The 19,210-nt window shown below is 48.5% G+C and carries 14 protein-coding genes and 3 pseudogenes; 1 reads left to right on the top strand and 16 read right to left on the bottom strand.

Annotation, left to right across the window (positions count from 1 at the left end):
- Nucleotides 1-10: 10 nt before the first annotated feature.
- Nucleotides 11-1,234, bottom strand: coding sequence for an ankyrin repeat domain-containing protein (locus QZ367_RS01325; RefSeq protein ID WP_291936261.1), 1,224 nt, complete (start codon nucleotides 1,232-1,234; stop codon nucleotides 11-13).
- Nucleotides 1,235-1,753: 519 nt separating this feature from the next.
- Between QZ367_RS01325 and QZ367_RS01320 the strand changes: the two genes are divergently transcribed.
- The gene (locus QZ367_RS01320; protein WP_291936259.1) at nucleotides 1,754-2,344 is read left to right on the top strand and encodes a hypothetical protein; all 591 of its coding nucleotides are present in this window, start codon (nucleotides 1,754-1,756) and stop codon (nucleotides 2,342-2,344) included.
- A gap of 635 nt (nucleotides 2,345-2,979) precedes the next feature.
- Here QZ367_RS01320 and QZ367_RS01315 read toward each other — a convergent pair.
- The 15 genes and pseudogenes from QZ367_RS01315 to QZ367_RS01245 form a co-directional block, all read right to left on the bottom strand.
- Nucleotides 2,980-5,130, bottom strand: a complete 2,151-nt coding sequence (locus tag QZ367_RS01315) for an autotransporter outer membrane beta-barrel domain-containing protein (protein ID WP_291936257.1) — start codon at nucleotides 5,128-5,130, stop codon at nucleotides 2,980-2,982.
- Between the two features lie 499 nt (nucleotides 5,131-5,629).
- Nucleotides 5,630-5,800, bottom strand: a complete 171-nt coding sequence (locus QZ367_RS01310) for a hypothetical protein (RefSeq protein ID WP_005872049.1) — start codon at nucleotides 5,798-5,800, stop codon at nucleotides 5,630-5,632.
- A gap of 15 nt (nucleotides 5,801-5,815) precedes the next feature.
- Nucleotides 5,816-6,243 (bottom strand): annotated as a pseudogene (locus tag QZ367_RS01305) (sulfatase-like hydrolase/transferase); the annotation flags it as partial.
- Nucleotide 6,244: 1 nt separating this feature from the next.
- Nucleotides 6,245-6,838, bottom strand: coding sequence for a sulfatase-like hydrolase/transferase (locus QZ367_RS01300; protein WP_291936249.1), 594 nt, complete (start codon nucleotides 6,836-6,838; stop codon nucleotides 6,245-6,247).
- Between the two features lie 194 nt (nucleotides 6,839-7,032).
- Complete coding sequence (locus tag QZ367_RS01295; protein ID WP_291936246.1) at nucleotides 7,033-7,377, bottom strand: hypothetical protein; 345 nt, start codon at nucleotides 7,375-7,377, stop codon at nucleotides 7,033-7,035.
- Nucleotides 7,378-8,044: 667 nt separating this feature from the next.
- On the bottom strand, nucleotides 8,045-8,497 hold the full coding sequence (locus tag QZ367_RS01290) for a hypothetical protein (protein ID WP_291936242.1): 453 nt from the start codon (nucleotides 8,495-8,497) through the stop codon (nucleotides 8,045-8,047).
- A complete protein-coding gene (locus QZ367_RS01285; RefSeq protein ID WP_291936240.1) occupies nucleotides 8,498-9,211 on the bottom strand; it encodes a DUF4230 domain-containing protein in 714 nt (237 codons plus the stop codon).
- A gap of 730 nt (nucleotides 9,212-9,941) precedes the next feature.
- The gene (gene ilvA / locus QZ367_RS01280; protein WP_291936237.1) at nucleotides 9,942-11,153 is read right to left on the bottom strand and encodes a threonine ammonia-lyase; all 1,212 of its coding nucleotides are present in this window, start codon (nucleotides 11,151-11,153) and stop codon (nucleotides 9,942-9,944) included.
- Nucleotides 11,154-11,247: 94 nt separating this feature from the next.
- A complete protein-coding gene (locus QZ367_RS01275) occupies nucleotides 11,248-11,388 on the bottom strand; it encodes a hypothetical protein (RefSeq protein WP_291936235.1) in 141 nt (46 codons plus the stop codon).
- A pseudogene (locus tag QZ367_RS01270) lies at nucleotides 11,389-11,871 on the bottom strand (methyltransferase domain-containing protein); the annotation flags it as partial. It abuts the gene before it with no gap.
- A 453-nt stretch (nucleotides 11,872-12,324) separates the two neighbouring features.
- Nucleotides 12,325-12,933 (bottom strand): annotated as a pseudogene (locus tag QZ367_RS01265) (tRNA (uridine(54)-C5)-methyltransferase TrmA); the annotation flags it as partial.
- The gene (locus QZ367_RS01260; protein ID WP_291936232.1) at nucleotides 12,930-14,630 is read right to left on the bottom strand and encodes a Na+/H+ antiporter NhaC family protein; all 1,701 of its coding nucleotides are present in this window, start codon (nucleotides 14,628-14,630) and stop codon (nucleotides 12,930-12,932) included. The pseudogene QZ367_RS01265 and the gene QZ367_RS01260, both read right to left, overlap by 4 nt.
- A gap of 481 nt (nucleotides 14,631-15,111) precedes the next feature.
- Nucleotides 15,112-15,324, bottom strand: coding sequence for a hypothetical protein (locus QZ367_RS01255; RefSeq protein ID WP_291936229.1), 213 nt, complete (start codon nucleotides 15,322-15,324; stop codon nucleotides 15,112-15,114).
- Nucleotides 15,314-16,564 (bottom strand): ankyrin repeat domain-containing protein, encoded by a 1,251-nt coding sequence (locus QZ367_RS01250; RefSeq protein WP_291936226.1) that lies wholly within the window; start codon nucleotides 16,562-16,564, stop codon nucleotides 15,314-15,316. The genes QZ367_RS01255 and QZ367_RS01250 overlap by 11 nt, the downstream gene beginning before the upstream one ends.
- Before the next feature lie 459 nt (nucleotides 16,565-17,023).
- Complete coding sequence (locus QZ367_RS01245) at nucleotides 17,024-19,201, bottom strand: cation-translocating P-type ATPase (RefSeq protein WP_291936223.1); 2,178 nt, start codon at nucleotides 19,199-19,201, stop codon at nucleotides 17,024-17,026.
- Between the last annotated feature and the right edge of the window lie 9 nt (nucleotides 19,202-19,210).

The raw sequence follows: 19,210 nt of genomic DNA, 5'->3' as shown, positions 1-19,210 counted from the left end.
GCATGCCTTGTTATTTGGCTTCTAGGCTTTTTAGATACTCATATACTCTTTTATCCTCATTTTTTCTTGCCCAATCCGATGGGGTTACGCTTTGGTTATGAGAACATCTAGCTTTTGGATCGGCGCCTCTTTCTATTAGATATTTTACGATTTCTAGACTATGAGAACTTGCCGCATAATTTACCATGGAGCAGCCATCCCTATCCTTTGCTTTAAAATTTCCGCCGTATTTTTCCAAAAGCTTTACGAGCCTAAAACTCTTCTCATCGTCGTGTTGGCTTCCGAATACGCTCATCATCATTGCGCTATCGGTCAGTCTTTTTGCGCACTCTAGCATCGCGCGAAGCGAATTTTCGCTACCTAACATTACCGCCATTTCGATGGGAGTGGTATTTTCATGACCTTTAAAATTCGGATCGCCGCCCATTTCGCAGTATTTTTTAGCATCTTCGGCGTTGTCTGAATATGCCGTTTTGTGAAGCAACGTTTGTATCTCATCTATACTCAAACTCTCTTCAGTCTTAGGCGTAACGAAAAAGTTTTTGTCGTAAATCTCCTTTAATGAATTTGTGCCGTAGTATTTACCCGGCTCGTCTTTAAAAATTAAATTTATACCATTTAAATCCGTAAGTTCTATAGAGTCGTTTGTTTTTAAATTTATTATCTTGTTAAAGTTAAAAACTAAATCATCCTTTTTAACCCCGCTATCAAAGATGAAAAAGTGGCTAAATTCGTAAGGAAATTCGCTTTTGTATTCGGGGTTTGACGCCGGATTTATCCTAGAATCGCCGATTTCTATCTTATCGTGCCCCCATCTTTTGCCGAATATAAATATATTTGTACCCCAGCTTTTTGAAATTTTATCATCGTTCTCGCCCATTACGAAGATATCGTTTCCCCATGGGTCTTCCACATCGCTTCTGCCGCCCGTCAAAATATAGACGTTGTTATTTCCGGGGCAAACTATAGAGTGCCTCGTATCGCTTTCGGCTATAATGATCTCGTCTGCGTTTTGGTTGCAGCGAGAATTTATATCCCAATATATGGTTTTGCTAAAATTTAAACTCACGTCTTCTAATACGGTGGTATCAAATCCTTGCGTCACTAAAATCTTTTTAGGAAAATATCCTTTCGCTTGCCCGTCTTTAATAAATTTTTCCAAGCTTTGAAAATCGGTTATATTGCCTCCAAAACAGCCGCTGACCACCAAAAACAATATAACGATAAATCTCATACTCGCTCCTCTTTTCGAGATAAAATTTTAAAAATTATACAAAATTTGTAAGCAAAATTTACTAAAAACAGCTCAAATTTAAAAATCAAAAATAAGCGTTTTTAATGCTTATAGTAATGGCACTTGGATAGTTATAAATTTTAAGCTGCTCCGCTGCTTTTAAATTTAAAAAGTTAAATCCATTTTAAACAGAATTTGCGTAAAATCCCATTTCAAAAACGTATTACGCGAGCGGCGGCGGCAAAGTAAAATTTGCGGTAAATACGGCGTTAAATTAAAAGCACTCGTAACGGCGGAACTAAATAAAATTCGCGGCAGTAGCCCAAGGATGAGATATTCGGCGGTGTGCTGAGTTTAAATCATTCACAGCGATGTAAAGTACGAAGTATGCACGGCGGCGTAAAATTAAAATTCGCAGCGGCTAAATTTAAAGCCCACGCGGCGATAATCAAAGCATCGCCCGCCGTTCATCTGCACAGTGCAAGTAGCGAGCCGCACATTAAAATTTAAAAGTATAAAATGAACGAAGATTTTCAAAGAGCGAAGCTGCAAGGCACGCTCGGCGCGCTCTGCCTACTGGTCGCGAGCGTGGCGTATTCTATAAAAGGCGAGATCGCGTACCTGGATTCTCAAATCTTAGTGTGGATTTTTGCTTTCACATTCCTTTACCACGCGCTTAAAAACATCCAAAATATCACGGGCCCGCAGGTTTTTATAATCTTCAAATACGCTTACAGCATTGCGCTTGCGGCGCTACTATATTTTTCAGCCATTTATATACTCAGAAGATGTGATTGTAATAGGCTGCAAATATACGTGCCGTATTTGATATTTGCGGTTACGATCGCTTGGATAGTTATAAATTTTAAGTTGCGCGCCGCTACCGGATGCAAGCTTTTTGCCGTATACACCGCGCTGCTAATCGTTGATGTCGCCGCAGACATCATCTACGGCATGCTGCAAGTACTCGCGCCGCCCCTCATCACCCCAAGCGTCGTAAAATACATGGCGCTAGCGAATTTGTTATTCGAGCCCTTGGCGCCTGCGGTGCTGCTCCTTGCCTGGCCTAGTATGAAAAGCTCCGCAAGCTCGCAGGATCTGTGGCATTAGGCGCGCAGGGCGACGATTTTACGCGAGAGGTTTAAATTTGAATCGCCGCATTGCGATTGTTTTTCGATCGCCTAAGCGGTACAATTTCGCACATTTTAAAATTTACGGTGCGACGAAATAAGCGCGGAATTTCATCTTGCAAAGGCGGAGTTTGGAATTTTAAATCCTCGTTGCGCGCCGCTCAGCCCGAGCGTATCGGCGACGGCGTTTGCAAACGCGGCGTAGCAGGGACCTAGCAAGCGTCTGCGCCAAAGACGCTCGCTTTTTTTGACGCCGTTTTGTAAATTGTAGCGAAAAATGCGCCGCGAAAGGTTTGCAAACTTTGCTACGACGCGACTATTGAGATTTACATCGCGACGTTACGATGCCTTGAGTTTAAAATATCTTCATCGCGCATAATGAAAGCGGGCGTTTCAAATTCAATGCATACGCCTTTTGCAGGCATATCGGCTCGTATCCAAACGAAATTTTATCCGTCGTTTGCGCTCTCGAGACGATGCGCTCGGCAAGCCCAATCTTTTTCAATAGTATGCAGCTAAAAAATTTGATTTTATACCTAAATTTAAAAGCTCCGATTTCAATTTCAATCCTGCCCTTTGATTGCACCGACGCAGGCTAGAGCATACTTTAGCCGCTTAAAATTTATAAACGAAGCGCAATCCCGCGTTGATCCCTTCTTTCTTGCCGCTTAAACCCTCTAGTTTCAAGGAAGTATCCAGCTTGCCGCTCGAATACTTCGCGCCGATCTCGCCGATAGCGGTATTGCCCTTGACGCTCGCGGCATCAATATCCATAGCGTAGGTACTATTATAGCCGCCGATCTTGCCTTTAAATTCTCGCTCGAAAGCGGCTCCCGCGAAAAGCTCCACGTTATCGCTTACGTCGAAATTAAATCGAGCGCCTGCCCTGCTTCTTACAGAATCGATACCCTCCAGCTTGATGCCCTCGCCCAAGACCTCCGTTTTCTTAGAATCGATATGCGTATAAAAGCCCTTGACATAAACATCCGCATTGAGATTAGCGCTCAGCTCGAAAATCTTGCCGAGGGCTAAATTTGCCCCGTAGTAGGTTCTCGTTACGTCGTATTCGGCCCTTCCCGAGGCCAGAGAAGCCTCGTAGTCCGATTTGATGCGACCGATTTTGGCTCCCGATTTGGCATAGAAATTTTCCGCCAAGTCGAATTCGCTCACAATGCCCGCCCCCGCGTATTTGAGATCGCCGCTGCCTTTGACGGCGAAATCATTGAAGCTCTCATATTTACCGCCGCCCGTTTCTACGTATCCTCCCAGGCTCGCGCCGTCCCCAATACGGCCCATCGCTCCTGCGAGCACGGAGATACCTTTGTTTTCTACATAGGAGCCGGAATTGTAGCGCATATTAAAACCTCCCGCATACGCAAACGTTCCGTCTGCGGTATCCGTTATTCCCGAAAGGATATCGTCGCTTTGATTTATCGCGCCTAGCACCGCGGCACCGGTTTCCAGCGTATTTTTATTTTGCGCCATTAGCTTCGCTCCGATTCGATCAGAATTCGGCAGAGGCTGCGGATCGGGATTTATCGTGATTTTGGTTACGTCGGCGATCAGGTCTTTATCGTCGTTAGCGCTACGCAAGGCGAATGTATAGGCAGTCGAAAGCCCGCTTTGAACTAACTGTTCGGAGCGGTTAGCCATATCGCCGAATTTTATCCCGCTTGCGGTTTTTATGAGATTTACGCGATCGCCCGATTTGAGCTTATCCGCTCCGTTTGCTATACCCACGCCGATAGTCGCTTTGCTTATATCGGTTAGCTCGCCGCTTACTAAATTTAAAATCGTCTCGTCGTTTGCGGTATCCGCGGCTAGATAGAAATTGAGTTTTTCAAAGCCCGCGATCGATTTAAACGTATCGTTTTTGCCGTAGACGTTGAAAGTGTTGCCGCTTAATTTTTGGTTTTCCCGACCGAATGCGACGCAGAGATCCAATCGGCTCCAATCTTTATCGCGGACATATACGTTAAGCACGTTATCTCTCGCTTCCGCACCGTCGTGCGCCCACATTATATTTGCAACGTCTATCCTACCGCGAAGATCGTCCGCATCTTTGAGATTTACGACGTTGTTCGTAAGCTTACTATTTCCCCATGCAAATGCGGCCCGCATAGCGCTCAACGAATCGCCGATCGTGCCGCCGTTGATATTTAAAACGTTACCATCGGCGGTACCGCTATTGCCGAGATACGCAGCGGTAAAGGTAGTCGTTAAACGTTCGCCTTTGGTACCGTTGATATTAAGCGTATTTTCATTCGCCGCACCCCCATTGATATCTACAACCGAAAGACCGTGATAAATCATAGTGCCGTTTAAATTTAAGACATTTTTCGTAGCCGTAGCTCTACCGTTTGATTCAACGAGATGCGTTTTCCTGAGCTCACCGCCGTTTAGATTCAGCGTATTTTCGCTAAATACGGTACCGTCCTGCTGCGAGGAAGCTACGTTTATACTATTGAGCGTACCGGCGTTCATCGTCAAAGCATTGCCCTTAAGCGTCTGATCGGCTGCCGTGGCGCTATTTACGATGATATTATTCAACGGGGAATTATCGCTCGGTTGGCTATCGAGCGTAATTATCTGCGCGACGGTCGGATTTTTTACCGTTAGGGTTCCGTCGTCGACGTCTTTTTCATAGACGTCGTAATTATTTAAATCCGTGGTTTTATCGATCGTAAGCGGATTCGCAACGGGTATGGCGTAAAGTTGACCGGCGAGCGCCAAAGATAAACTCGCGCCGATAGTTTTACTGTGCATTTTGAACTCCTCCATAAATGCGAGATGAAATAGCGGCAAGCGAACTCAATTTAGCGACGCTTTTGCACGCTAAAATTTGAAATGTATTATACTCCTATCAATATTAAAGAATTATTAACTATTAAATTTTTAAAGTAGCATTAAAAAATATTCGTTTTGCGGCGTAAATTTAAAGCACAAACGCAATAAATTTCGCTCAATTTACATTGTGAAATCGCAAAAATCGCCCATCCTCAAGAAACGAATTTAGCATCACGCCGGCGCATAAATTTGCAGCGCAACGGTAACGCCGAATTGATGCTGCGGGCTCGTAGCAAATGCTCCGCGATATTGGTAAATTTCCGAGCGCGATTGCGTTAGACGGTCGCTTCGCGCCGAAAATACTGGCGTTAAATTTGACGCTCGCGGCAAAATCAAGTGCAGCTTCGAGCCGGCCCGATCGTAGACGGCATCGGAAGCAATACGGCGCGTAAAGCCTTAAATTTCGGCGCGGAGCCGTTTACCGCCCGTATCCTCCCCTACCTTTTAAATTTTCGTCGTAATCCACCCCGTTCGTCATTCGCCTGCGCGAAGCGTCAAATTCATCGCGCAGCGGGCTTTTGCGCACGTTAAACTGCAGCGGCTCTATGCCTAAAATATCGGCGAGCACGTGAGCCAGATCGTCGCTCATAAAAGGCTCGTCCTTCGCCGCGCCTATGCGCCGCCAAAGCTCCGCATGATCGGCGATAAAGCTTTTTGAAGCGATGAAAAGCAGCGGAATTTCGTAGGTGAATCGGGTATTGATGTTGTACCCGATGAGGCCGTTTTGCTCATAGATATTCTCTCCGTGATCGCTGAGATAGACGATGAGGCTGTCCTCATCCGATGAATTTCATTCACCACGTAGTCGTTATACAGCACGCTGTTATCGCAGCACGCGAGGGCGACCTTTTGCTTTTGCGTAAACGGTAAGGCGATATCGTCGCTTTTAAATTTATCAAATTCCTCGGGATAGCGTTTTTTATAGTCCATATGATTTCCCATGAGATGCACGACGTAGAAATTTCGCTCGCGCTGCGATTTTTTCGCCTCTTTGATGATCGGCAGCAGCGCGCCGTCGTGCGCGACTCGCATGCTATCGAGCTGATCGCTTGTGGAAAGAAAGATGCTTTTTTTCGGCGCGATCGGCGGCACTTTTTGCGCTAAGGGCAAATTTGCCGAAGGCTTCTTGATTGCTGATCCACATCGTGCGAAAGCCGCTCAGCGCGAACATATCGATAATGCTAAGGCTCTCAAACCACGGCCTTTCGCGCTCGCTTTCGTAGTCGCTGAAATTAAGTATCCGCATCAGCGCGGGATTGGTCGCGCCGTAGCACGAAACAGTATCGCTAAATTTAATAAGCAGCCCCCGCCGCTGCAGATCGTTTAGCAAAGGCGTCGTATCTTTGCCGTATCCGTAAAGCGACATATGGCCGCGCTGCAGGCTCTCGCCGATAATCAGCACGACGTTTTTAATCTGCGTTGCGTTAAAATCAAGCGCGGAATTCGCCCGCTTCGCCTCGTCGTAGCCACGCTCGATGCTTTGCAGATCGGCAAGGAAATTTGCATCGCCGAGATAATCTTTTACGACGAACGCGAACTCAAGCGGAGCGTATGTGCCGAGCGTCGCGCGATAACGCTCGCCACCGCTTGCGATTTTGGTCGCCGTAAAAATGCAAAAAATGACCACACAAATCGGATAGATCACGCTAAATGCGGCTCGCAGCCTCGCGCTGCACGAGCTTTTTTTTAAACTTCAGCGCGACAAACGTCGCGGTCGCGAATGCGAGCAAAGAGCAGATCACGCCCGCGCTGAGAAATTGCGCGGCGAATTCCTTACTTTCGTTCGCGTCGGTGTGGATTATCGCATCGAGCGCGACGACGTTAAAAGCGGAGTCGAAAAAAAACGACCAAAAAGAGCGAGATAGCCGCACAAAGCGTATTGATCGCTAGCACAAACAGAGCGGCAAGCCCGAAAAATCTTCTAAAAACGACGAAGCAGAGATGAAAGATGAGCAAATTTATGATCAAAATGCAGCAAAAATCCTCAAAGATCCGCGAAAATATGCGATCTTCCACGCCGTAAAAGTAATACGCCCGCGCCGCGCAAACGATCAAATTAAGCGCGACGACGAGCCAAAATACACCCACCGCGCCGCATAGGCCGAAATAAAATTTCGGCGCGGGCGCAAGCAGAGCCCTCGCTTTATCAAGTAGTAGTTGAACCATTTTTGCTCTTTATTTTTAAATTTACATCTGCCGCATCGCCGGAACCGCTGCGGCGCAGTCTCGCATCCACAAATTGTGCCGCGCTTCAAGTCGGCTCACGCCAACGCAATGAAAACAGGCGGTAAATTTTACGCTTACAAATTGTGTCGCGCCGAAATCTCTACCGCGAAATTGAGCGCGTCTGTTTTTGCGCCGCGATCGGCGAATTTTTGCGCGACACGATGCCGCAAGGCAAATTTTACCTGCCGAAATTTGAATGCGGCGAAATTGATGCGACATTTTCTGTTGCGAAATTTGCCGCACGGCGCGCTTCCTAAACGGCAAAATTCCGTGCCGTGCCGCGTATCAAAAATACGACGCGATTGAGCGCATAAATTTAAATCCGCAAGACGCCGCACCAAAAACAACTGCCGCGCGCAAATCCCACGCACAGACGCACGCTCGCGCAGAATTTACGCGCAAAATGCAAGCCCGCTTTTTGCATCAAATTTATGCAGCGGGTATTTGCGCGAAATTTCGCAGCAGCCCAGAGCGTGCAAATTTCACGCCGAGCAAACGTGCATGTACGAGGCGTTAACGTATCGAAATTTCGCAGCGAATGCGTGAAATTTCTCGGCGCGAGCGCATCACCAAATTTCATCACCAAATTTTCGCCGGCCGAATTACCTTACTCGTAGCCGAAAATTTTAATCCCCGTATCGCTCTGCTCGTAGTGCAGCGCGGGGATCTTTTGCAGTAGATTTTTTAGCTTCGCTAGATCGTTTTTTCGCCCGCCGTCAAAGGCGTGCGGCACCCACACCCACGCAATCTCGTCGTATGCAAACGAACCCACCGTAAAGCTAGCTCGCTTTGAGCCCGTCTCCCATTTGATAGAGTTTTTGATAGCATAGAAGTTTGGATAGAGGATTTTTTTGATGATGAAGCATTTGCAAAATTTAAAATCCGCAAAAAACTCCGCCCACGTCGCATCCTCAGTAAAATAGCCTTTCGCGCGCAGACGCTTTTTCTCTTTGCGCAGCCTGATCGGCTCATAAAATCGCTGCCAAGCCCTTGCGCAGGCATCCATAAACGCAAGCATGCGGGCGAAGTAAATTTTAAAAAGCGCTTTGAAAAGCTCCATCTACTTCTCGATCTGCGATTTTAGCGATTTATCGATTGCGATCTCGCTGGAGCTTATATCGATCGTTTGAAGCGCCTTGTCCTGGAAGATAAATCCAACCTCCTTCGCGCCGAAGCTCTTGGCGATCGCCTCCAGCGTGTCGGTCGCGGATTTGTGAATCTTGCCGCCAAGATCGTTGATGATTTTTAGCGAGAGCTGCTTGACCTCGTCCTTGGCGTCGTCGATAAGGTGGTTTTTATCGCTTTCATCAAAGCTCGCGCCGAATAGCCCATTTAGCGAATCAGGCAGCAAAAACGGCAGCAGCTTGGCGTTTTTCTCGTCATAAATTTTCATATCTTTGATCGAGTATTTGTATTTGCACGGCGGCATCTTGATCTCGTAGCGATCCTCGCCCTGCGGCAGTATCGCAAACTCGGGGCTTAACAGGTCGTAAACGAACTCGATCTCAAACTCGAAGATGATGGCGATCTGCTTTTTCGTCATCAGCGGCGAGACGAGCGAGCCCAGCAGCCCGCTGCCTACGTTTTGCTTGCGTGTGACGATCTCTTTGGAGTAAATTTTAAAAACGCTCAGCTCGCCGATACTTTTAAGCCGCGTGATATCGGTGGCGATCTGCGGCTTGCCAGCCTGCTCGTCGCTTTTGCGCATCTTAAAAAACATAAAAACCAAGATGCAAAATATCACTAAATTTAGAAGAAAAGCAAAATTTTCCAAATTTCATCCTTTAAAATTTTATCGGTATTTTAGCAAAATACAGCGCCGATTTGTAGTGCAATTAAAATTTTACGATTTTTGCGACAAGAAATTTTAAAATCAAAACTTGCGGCGAAGCCGCAAAATAAAAATGCTCGGACGCAGTCCGCACCGCTAGCGTCGCGCGGGTGGGGGTTGGTAAGGGGGCGGGCGTGCCTCGCAACTCTGAGCGCCGCCCCCTTACGAGTATCACGTATAATGCACCCAGACACCAACCTATATCCATAAAATTTTATAGAAACTTACAAAATAACATTTCATCTATAAATTCACAGCTTGCAAAATTTATGCTGTGATTTCTTTCTCTTGGGGCGGGAAGGGAGCCCCGATTGCGAGGTCGCTCCCCTTCCCGCCCCAAGCCCCACCCATCCCCCGACGACGCCTTATAAGGGGCGAGCTACGCTCGCGCTAATTTTACATTGTGGCTTACGCCGCATATTTGGAATTTTAAATTCTACGTAAAATTTAAAATCAAGAGCGCAAAGTGTTTCGGCGCAGCGAGTATAAAGCGGCAAATTAAAATTTAGCGTGGTGAGTCAAAGCCGTAGCGAGCCGCAACCTGTGCGCAAGCGAGTGTAAATTTAGCCGCGCTGTAGCATTGGTGCAAACGCGGAGTAAATTTTACAATCTCGGCTAAATTCAAGAGCAAATTTTGCAAGCGCAGGCAAATTTCACAAGCCCGAGCAAAATTCTACAAAATCTCCCTGAAATCATACCCTGCGTTTTTGAGCGCCCAGGCGATGTCCTCTTGATGAGCCTTGCCCTTGGTCTCAAGCGTGATCGTGATCTGCGCGTCGCCGTATTCGATATTGGTCGAGAAGCGGTCGTAGTCGATCTTGACGATGTTTGCGTTGGCACGGCGCAAAATTTCTGTAAGCCCCGTAAGCGCGCCAGGCTTATCGACGAGCGTGACGTTGATCGTCATCTTGCGATGCGATTTTATGAGACCCTTTTCGATGATGATGTTTAGCATCTGCACGTCGATGTTGCCGCCACTTAGGATAATGCCGATCTTTGCGCCCGCGGGGAATGCAAATTTCGCGTTCATCAGCGCCGCTACGCCTGCCGCGCCCGCGCCCTCGACGATGATTTTTTGCTGCTCGAGCAGATAGAGTATCGCGCTTGCGATCTCCTCGTCATCGACCTGCACGAACTCATCGACGCACTCGATGATCGTGCTAAGCGTGATCTCGCTAGTATCCCGCACGGCGATGCCGTCGGCGATGGTGCGGACCGATTTGGAATTTAGCGGCTTTTTCGCGACGAAGCTATCGTGCATCGCGGGCGCGCCCTTGGCGGCTACGGCGATGATTTTGATGTCGGGATTGATCTGCTTGGCGCAGCTGCAAACCCCCGTCGCAAGCCCGCCGCCACCAACTGGAACGACGATGTATTCAAGATCTGCGACCTCCTCGATCATCTCAAGCGCGATCGTACCCTGACCTGCTTGGACGAACTCGTCGTTGAAGGGATGGACAAACGTCAGATTGTGCTCCTTCGCATATTCCAGCGCAAACGCGTACGCCTCGTCAAAATTATCGCCCTGCAAAATGATCTCCGCGCCCAGAGCCTTCGTGCCGCTTACCTTAAGTAGCGGCGTGGCTTCAGGCATTACGATCACGGCATGCACGCCGAATTTTTGCGCGCTCATCGCTACGCCTTGGGCGTGGTTGCCCGCGCTTGCGGCTATTACTCCATGTGCCCGCTCCTCGTCCGTAAGATGCGCGATTTTATTATAAGCGCCGCGAATCTTATATGCGCCGGTGCGCTGCAAATTCTCGCTTTTGAGATACACTTCCGCGCCGTAAAGCTTGCTGAGCTTCGGTGCCAGAGCAAAGGGCGTTTTATAGACGAAATCGTTTATGGTGCGCTTTGCTTGGATGATTTTGTTTAGATCAACCATCTACTTCCTTTCGTAATTTTAAATTTTGTTATTATACATATTTTAGGCGAAATTTTATCTCTCGACCGGTCGAAATTTTTAAAAATAGCAGCACTTAAAACAGCGCCTTGCCGCGAGTTTGCTCGCCTTTGCCGATGAGCGACGTTTCGGATAAAATCTCAGCCACTAGGCTCCTAACATACGAGGCGCAGCTCAAACTCTCGCCGCAAATCCACGACTTCGGTTTTAAGCTCACCTAACTCCTGCGCCGCAAAAGCACGCCGCATTCGATATGCTCCGTATGCGCGAACTGATCGAAGATCGCAAACCTGCGCACCTCGTGCGTATCGCAAAGCGAGCGTAAATTTTCAAAAAGCGTCTGCGGATTACAGGAGATGTAGATCAAATTTTGAAAATCTTTTATGAAATCAATCACGCTAGGCTCTAGCCCCGCTCGCGGCGGATCGATCAAGACGTGCGAAAAATCGTAGCTGAAAATATCGATCCCCTTTAGCCGCTCAAACTCGCGCCTGCGCGCAAACGCGCTCATCAGCTCATCCGCGCTAAGGCGGACGAATTGCGCGTTACAAACACCGTTAAGCTCGCAGTTTATGCGGGCATTCGCAATCGAGCTTTTTGAAATTTCGCTCGCCAGCACGCGGTTAAATTTAGCCGCAAGCGGGATGGTGAAGTTGCCGTGTCCGCAGTACAGCTCCAGCAGATCGCGCGCAGCGGAGCTTTCTGAGCGCACGGAATGTTTTTCGCAGCTAGAATTTTGCGGGGCAGACTGCTCGTGATTAGAATTTTGCGCAATGAGTTTTTCGCGGGCTGAATTTTGCACGCTTTGCTTTTCGCAATCCAAATTTTGTAAGGCGGAATTTCGCACGTCCAAATCCTTGCGAGCGGAATTTTTATCCGCATAGCTCTCGTCTACGGACGTACAGTTAAATTTCACGGAATTTTCGCCGCTAAATTTTGCAGAAGCGAAATTTGCTTTAACGGAATTTCGGCAAGCGGCGTCAAATTCGGCGGAATTTTCAGAAGCAAAATTTCGATCCGTAGAATTTTGCGCGGCGGACTGCTCGCAGCCGTAATTTTGCGCAGCGGAATTCTCTGCTATGAAATTCTGCGCGGCGCGTACTTCGCTCGTGCCCTCTTTGCCGAAGTCCACGCAACTTCTCGCCCAGGCGATCATCTTTTCGTTCACGCCGCGATTGGGCTGGATGAAGGCGTTTTCGCCGAAACGAAATTTATAAACTCGCCCGTCCACGCAAAGCTCGTCCGTGAGGCTTAGCTCGCCGCTTAAAAGCTTCTGTCCGCGTGCGCGAGCCATAACCCTGATGCCAAGCTTGTCCGCTAGTTCGCAAATCGCCTCCTGTTCGCGCTCGCCCAGGCGCTTGTGATAAAGCAGCGTCGCCAAAATCCCGCTAGCACACGAGATAAACTCGACGCCGAAGAGCTTCTCTTTTAAAGCTTCGCTCCGCCTAAGCATCTCTAGCAGCCGCGGCATTAAATTTGCGATAGGAAGCGCTACCTTGGGGCATTCGTTAATTAAAATTTTCTTGCTACGTGCGCCGCCCATCGTGTAGGCAAGATCAAATGCGCCGTGCCAAATATCGTGCCAGATGCCAAATTCCGCCCTGATGCGGTAATTTTGCGGCTGTGAGGCAAAAAACTCAAACTCGCCATCAAAAAATTCTCTAAGCTTATCGGCGATCAGACGCTTTTTGTATAAAATTTGATCCTCATAGGGCTCGCCGAGCGTGCAGCTACCGCAACTACCGAAGCTTTCGCAATTCATACATCCACTCTTTTACCCACCACGCGCAGTAAAAGAATGATAGCCGCGATACCCAAGATCAGACATCCCCACACGCTAAGCCCAAAGCCCGCAGGCAGATAGCCGCAAACGATACTGATGCCGCAAACGACCAGCGCATAGGTCATCTGCGTGCTTACGTGCTCGATGTGATCGCAGCCTGCGCCCATCGAAGAGAGGATCGTCGTATCCGAAATCGGCGAGCAGTGATCGCCGAAGATCGCCCCCGTAAGCACCGCGCTTACATTTACGCACATAAAAACGTGAAATTCCTCGCCGCTAAGTCCGTATTTTTGCCCCACGGCGTGCGCTAACGGCACGGCTAAAGGCGTGACGATGCCCATAGTACCGAAGCTTGTACCCGTTGAAAAGGAGATAAACGAGCTAAGCACGAAGATCACGATCGCAAGCGCAAAGCGCGGCGTAGCGTCGCTTAGAAGCTCGACTAGGTAGCGCGAAGTGCCAAGCTCTTTGATAACAGAGCTTAGCGACCACGCAAAAAGCAGGATTATGACGGTATTTAGCATACTTTTCCAGCCGCCAACCCAGACCTCGATCGCCTCTTTGACGCCGTAAATTTTTTGCGCGATACCCAAAACGACGGCGATGATCGACGAAAACAGCGCGGATTGAAACAGCACTACCGAGGCGTCCGCCGCGCTAAATGCAGTACGGATCGAAGTAAAGCTAAGAGGAGCTGCCTTGACCGCCTCCAAAGCCTCGCCCTCCAGCGAGCTGTAGCCGTTGAGATAAAATCCGATGACGGAAAGAACGATCATCGCTCCTAGCGGGATTATCGCGTTTAGCTTGCGAAGCGCGACGCCCTCTTTGGGTACAAAAATTTGATCCTCTAAATTTTTAATTTTAAAATCCGCAGCTCCGCTCTTGCCGCCGCGAGATGCGATCTCTGCGCGATACATCGAGCCAAATTCCCTGCTCATCACGGCGGTAGCCACTACGAAAAAGATCATGAAAATGTTATAAAATCTATACGGGATCGTCTCAACGAATACGGTGAAGGCGTTTATGTTTTCTATGCCGATCTGCGAGTAGGCCTCTTTGATCGCCGAAATTTCAACTCCGACCCACGTAGAGATCACCGCGATGCCGGTGATCGGCGCAGCGGTCGCGTCGATGATGAAGGCGAACTTTGCGCGTGAAATTTTAAATTTATCCATAAGCGGCCGCATGATAGGACCCACGATCAGCGCGTTTGCGTAATCGTCGAAAAATATCACGATACCCATGAGCCAGGTGTAAATTTGCCCCAAAACGGGAGTATCTGCGTGCTTGCTAAGCCAGAGCGCAAGCGCCTTCGTGCCGCCGCTTTTGGTCACCAGAGCGATGAGCCCGCCGATACACATAACCTGAAGCAAAATGCCAGCATTCCACGTATCTGCCATCGATTTTACCATGCGTGAGCACAGATCGGTAAAAGCGAAAAGCGCCGAAGCCGTGATGCCGTGATCTACCATACCGACGAGAAAAGTCCCGCTTAGCACGCCCAAAAACAGCGACAAAATCACGTCTTTGGTGATAAAAGCAAGCACGATCGCCGCAACCGGCGGGATAAGCGTCAGCACTCCGTAAAGCTCGCTGTTTCGCACGGCGGGCTCCACGTCCGCAAGCGCCAGCGCGGGCAAAAAAATCGCCGTAAAGATAAGCAAATTTTTTAACATTTTAATCCTTGATGATTGATAAAATTTTAAAATTTAACCTCCGATCGGGGGTTAAATTTTAAAATTCTGCGCGCCTTGCAGCAATTATTCGTATTCGCGCGCTTTCCTTTTACGGCGATTATTGAGCGCCTTAATCGCGCAGCAAACTCTACAATTTTGCTGCGTTTGCAATTTTGCGAACTCATTTTTAAGCAATTTATTGAGTAGCGAAATCTCTACGGTGCAAAATACCGCGCGCGGCGTAATCAAAAGCGTTTTATAAGCGAATTTAAAATTTTACTTAACATAGTAAAAGCCCCAAGTCAAGGTAAAATTCCGCAATACTGCGATGCTTACTTTGTCACAAAAGGATAAATTTTTCGCACAAAATTTGACGAAATCCCACTCTTGATCGCAAGCCAGAATCCCTCGACAAAAATTTTATCGCGCATAAACGCAAAATATCGCCATTTTTAAAGCTCGTATGCGCGTTTACAAAATTTCAGAGCATGCAACCTGCGCAAGCAAAGCGATAAAATTTTAAAGCGTTAAATTCTACCAACTCGCGCTCGAAAAATCCGCTAAATTTATAAAATTTACAAAGCGGCAAAATTCTAAATTTAAAGCTCATAAGGCTTTTGTAACCCAAAAACGCTGCAAACCTAAAACGACGAAGCGGCGAGTGATCCTTTAAATCAAGCCCGCTAATTCTCACGCTCAGGTGCATCTTGCGGATCGCTCGTAAAATCATCGCTTGCTTGCGTAGGACTTAATCCAAGCGAGCGCAAATAGCTCTGCGTAGCTACTTCGCCACCCACAAGCGCGTAGTCTAGCGCATTTAGCCCCGCCTCGTCGACTGCTTTTTCGTTTGCGCCCGATTTTACGAGCAATTCAACGATCTGCTTGGTACTTTTTTGCGCCGCAAACATCAGCAGTGTCTTGCCCGCGCCCGAACGCTCACAGCCGTCGCTACGCTCGCCTAGCGATGCCAAAGCCTGGGCTTCGGCGCTGCCAATCTGACGGACATTTACGCTAGCGTGCGAGTAGATTAGCAACTTTACGAGCTCATAATTTTTTGCTGCGGCGGCGAAAAATATCGGAGTTTGCCCAAGCGAGTTTTTATAGCCAACCAAGGCACCTTTAGAGATCATAAATTTAGCGCTTTGAACATTATTCATCGCGTAAAATAGCGAGTTTTCCTCGCCAGCATTCACCTGCGCGCCTCGCTCGATCAAAGCGCCGCTAAAGCGCTCGTCATATCCTAGCAAAAGTGCCAAATCCAGGGCATTATCAAGCTCGTAAATTGCAAAATCCTTGCTAAAAAGTAGCGCACGAAACTCATCTGCACCTACTCCGCCTTTTAACGCCAGCTCAAGCTCACCGTAATCTCCCGCCTTGCGATCCTTTGCAGCATATGCGATAAATTCCGCTATCACGGCGCTTGTCAGCTCATCGGCGTCGTTTTTGTTAAATTTGGCGGCGAAATAATCTCTTAGCGCCTCCCTGGCTGCCGGGATCTCGCCCATAAAATTGCCATAAGCGATGAAATTTCCAATCTTGCGCTCGGAGTAAAATTCTAAGGCTTCAAGCGATTTTTCACTGATTTGTGCGTAGTTTTTCTCTTTGGCATAGCTCAAAAAGCCCTCGCCATCCATCCCCGCAAATGCCAAGGTTCGCTCAAGCCTTTTTTCGTTCAACAAGGCTTCGTTACCGACACAATCGATATTTTCGTCCCTGATCTCAGAAGCCGCGCTTTTTAAATTTTGCAAAAATTCTGCGCCAGCTAGTGAGCCTTTACAGCCAAAATCGCTTTGCAGCAGCTCTTCGTCCGCAGGCTCCTTACTAAAAAAGCCGCGCGGATCGCTTAGCATCTGCTCACAAGAAGCGCCAAAAAGTGTGCCGCAAAAAACAAACGAACCCATTAGAATTTTTCGCATCGCTACCTCGAATTGCATTTGAAGCGTTATTTTACCTTTAAATTTATTTATTAAAACTTAGTGCGGGTGGTGGAATTTTATGGAATTCCTTTCAGCCTTATAAAATTTTGCGGAATTTTTAAAATTTTACGGCGCGGCGGCGAGCGGCGTTAAATAATGGCAGTTAGAGGCGCAGCAATGAAGGGCACTATATGAGGGCACAGCGATCGGCAGGCTAAAATTTTAAAATTTACGCGCGCCCTAGCGGTAAAATAAAATTTTGCAAGCCGTACAAATCTAGCGTAATTCCGCGCCGGATTAATCGCAAAATAAAATTTTATAAGCGCAACCAGTTCCGCGGAATTCTACACGCATTAGTAGCGAGATAGAATTTGTGAGGTAAATTTCCTTGCATAATGAAAGATTTTACGCGCTCTGCGCGGAGTAAATTAAAATTTCGTCGCGCAAAATTCCGCGCCTAGCGCAAAATCCGTCGCGTTAAAATTTAGCAAATTTCAATCTGATGGAATTTAGCACGACCGTTACGGAGCTAAAGCACATCGCCGCAGCGCCGTACATCGGCTTTAAAAGCACGCCGAGCGCCGGATATAGCGCGCCTGCTGCGATCGGGATGCATACAGCGTTGTAAAACAGCGCCCAGAAGAGGTTTTGCTTGATCGTCCGCATGGCAGCTTTCGATAAGCGGAATAGATACGGCACGCTTGCAAGGTCATTTTTTATAAAAATCACGTCGCCCGCGCCCTTGGCTACGTCGCTGCCGCCGTTCATCGCGACGCCGATACTGGCGGCTTTTAAGCTCGGTGCGTCATTAACGCCGTCGCCCACGAAAAGCACCCGTTTGCCCTCATCGGTCAAGGATTTGATGAACTCATATTTGCCGCTTGGAAGCACTCCGCTTCTTACCTCGTCGATGCCAAGGCTGCGAGCGACAAAATTTGCCGTTTTGGCGTTATCGCCCGTTAGCATGACGGTTTTTACGCCGCTTTTTTGTAGCGTCTGCACGACGCTGCGCGCTTCGGCTCTGATCTCGTCGCTAAATGCGATAAAACCCGCGTACGAGCCGCCTATCGCGCAGTAAACGACGCCGAAGCCCTTGTCTAAAAGCTCCTCCGCTTCTACTTCGATGCCCGCATCTACGCCGCGCTCGCGCAGAAAGCCCGCGCTGCCGCAAAGAATTTCGCCGGTGGGATTTTTAGCGACGATACCTTTTCCCGCGATGCTTTCGAACTCGCCGTTAAGCTTAGAAATTTCGCCGAATTTCAGCTCGGCAAATTTTACGATCGCCTTTGAGATCGGATGTTCGCTAAGCTTTTGGGCACTTGCTAAAGCGTAGAGATCCTGGGCGCTCAGATCGCTGAAGCTTACCGAAATTTCGCCCTTGCTAAGCGTGCCTGTTTTATCAAAAACCGCGACGTCGGCGCCTTTTAAAATTTCTAAAATTTCGGGATTTTTGATTAAAATTCCAGCCTTTGCGGCGTTTGAGATCGCGCAAACGATAGCGATCGGCGTCGCAAGCCCTAGCGCGCACGGGCAGGAGATGATAAGCACGCAGATAGCGGCGGATGCAGCGTATGAAAGCCGCCCGTCAAGCGCCATCCACGCTATAAAGCTAACAAGCGCGATCAAAATCACCGCGGGCACGAAGATATTTGAAATTTTATCGGCAAAGCGCGCGATCGGCATCTTTTTGTTGCCCGCCTCGTTTAGCAGATTTTTAATCTCGGCAAGCAGCGTCTGATGCGAAAATTTCGTCACCTTCACGTAGATGACGCCGTCGGTGCTGACGCAGCCTGCATTTACCTCATCTCCCACGCTTTTATAAACCGCCAAGCTCTCGCCGCTGATGAGCGAAGTGTCGATCTGCGCGCCGCCTTCTACGATAAGCCCGTCGCAAGGGATGCGCGAGCCGTTTTTTACGAGCACTTTATCGCCCGGCTTTAGCGCTTCTGCGCGCACTTCGGCTATCGTGCCGTCGTCTTTGATCAAAAGCGCGGTTTTAGGGCTTAAATCGATTAGACCCTTGATGTAGTCGTTCGCCTTCATCTTGCTGCGCTCTTCAAGGTATTTGCCGAGCGAAATAAAGGCGATTATCATCGAGGCGGACGAGAAATAAAGATTGGTAAATTCGTTCTGCGCGCCGTGCGTATAGACCCACGCCGCGGCCGTTAGCGAATAAGCAAACGCAAAAAAGCTTCCCATCGCCACGAGCACGTTCATATCGAAGCTTCTGTTTTTCAGCGAGCCGTAAGCGTGATAAAAGAAGTTCTTGCCGCAGTAAAATAGGCTCACGCATGCCATCGCCGCGCAAAGTAGCGCCTTTGGAACGAAGCTCAAAAACCCGCTCATCTCCACCGCCATTACCGCCGCGGCTAAAATAAGAGCGAGGATCAGCCTAAATAGCGCCGCTTTGAGGTTGCGCCGCTTTTTGCGCTCCAGATCCTCGTAATCGACGGCGATGTCGTAGCCCAGCTTTTTGATCTTGGCTTTTAGCGTCTCCTCAAGCGCCGGATCAGCAAGTACGAACTCGCCGCTGCCGTTTGCGAAATTTACGTGCGCGTCCTGCACCCCCTCGATCTTGCGAATTACCCGCTCGATCGCATTGGAGCAGTTTACGCAGCTCATCCCGACGATATTTAGAGTGATTTTACTTGACATTGCGTTAGT

It is taken from the genome of Campylobacter sp. (assembly GCF_019423325.1).
Classification (GTDB): domain Bacteria; phylum Campylobacterota; class Campylobacteria; order Campylobacterales; family Campylobacteraceae; genus Campylobacter_B.
This window is presented reverse-complemented; position numbering and strand designations above follow the sequence as displayed.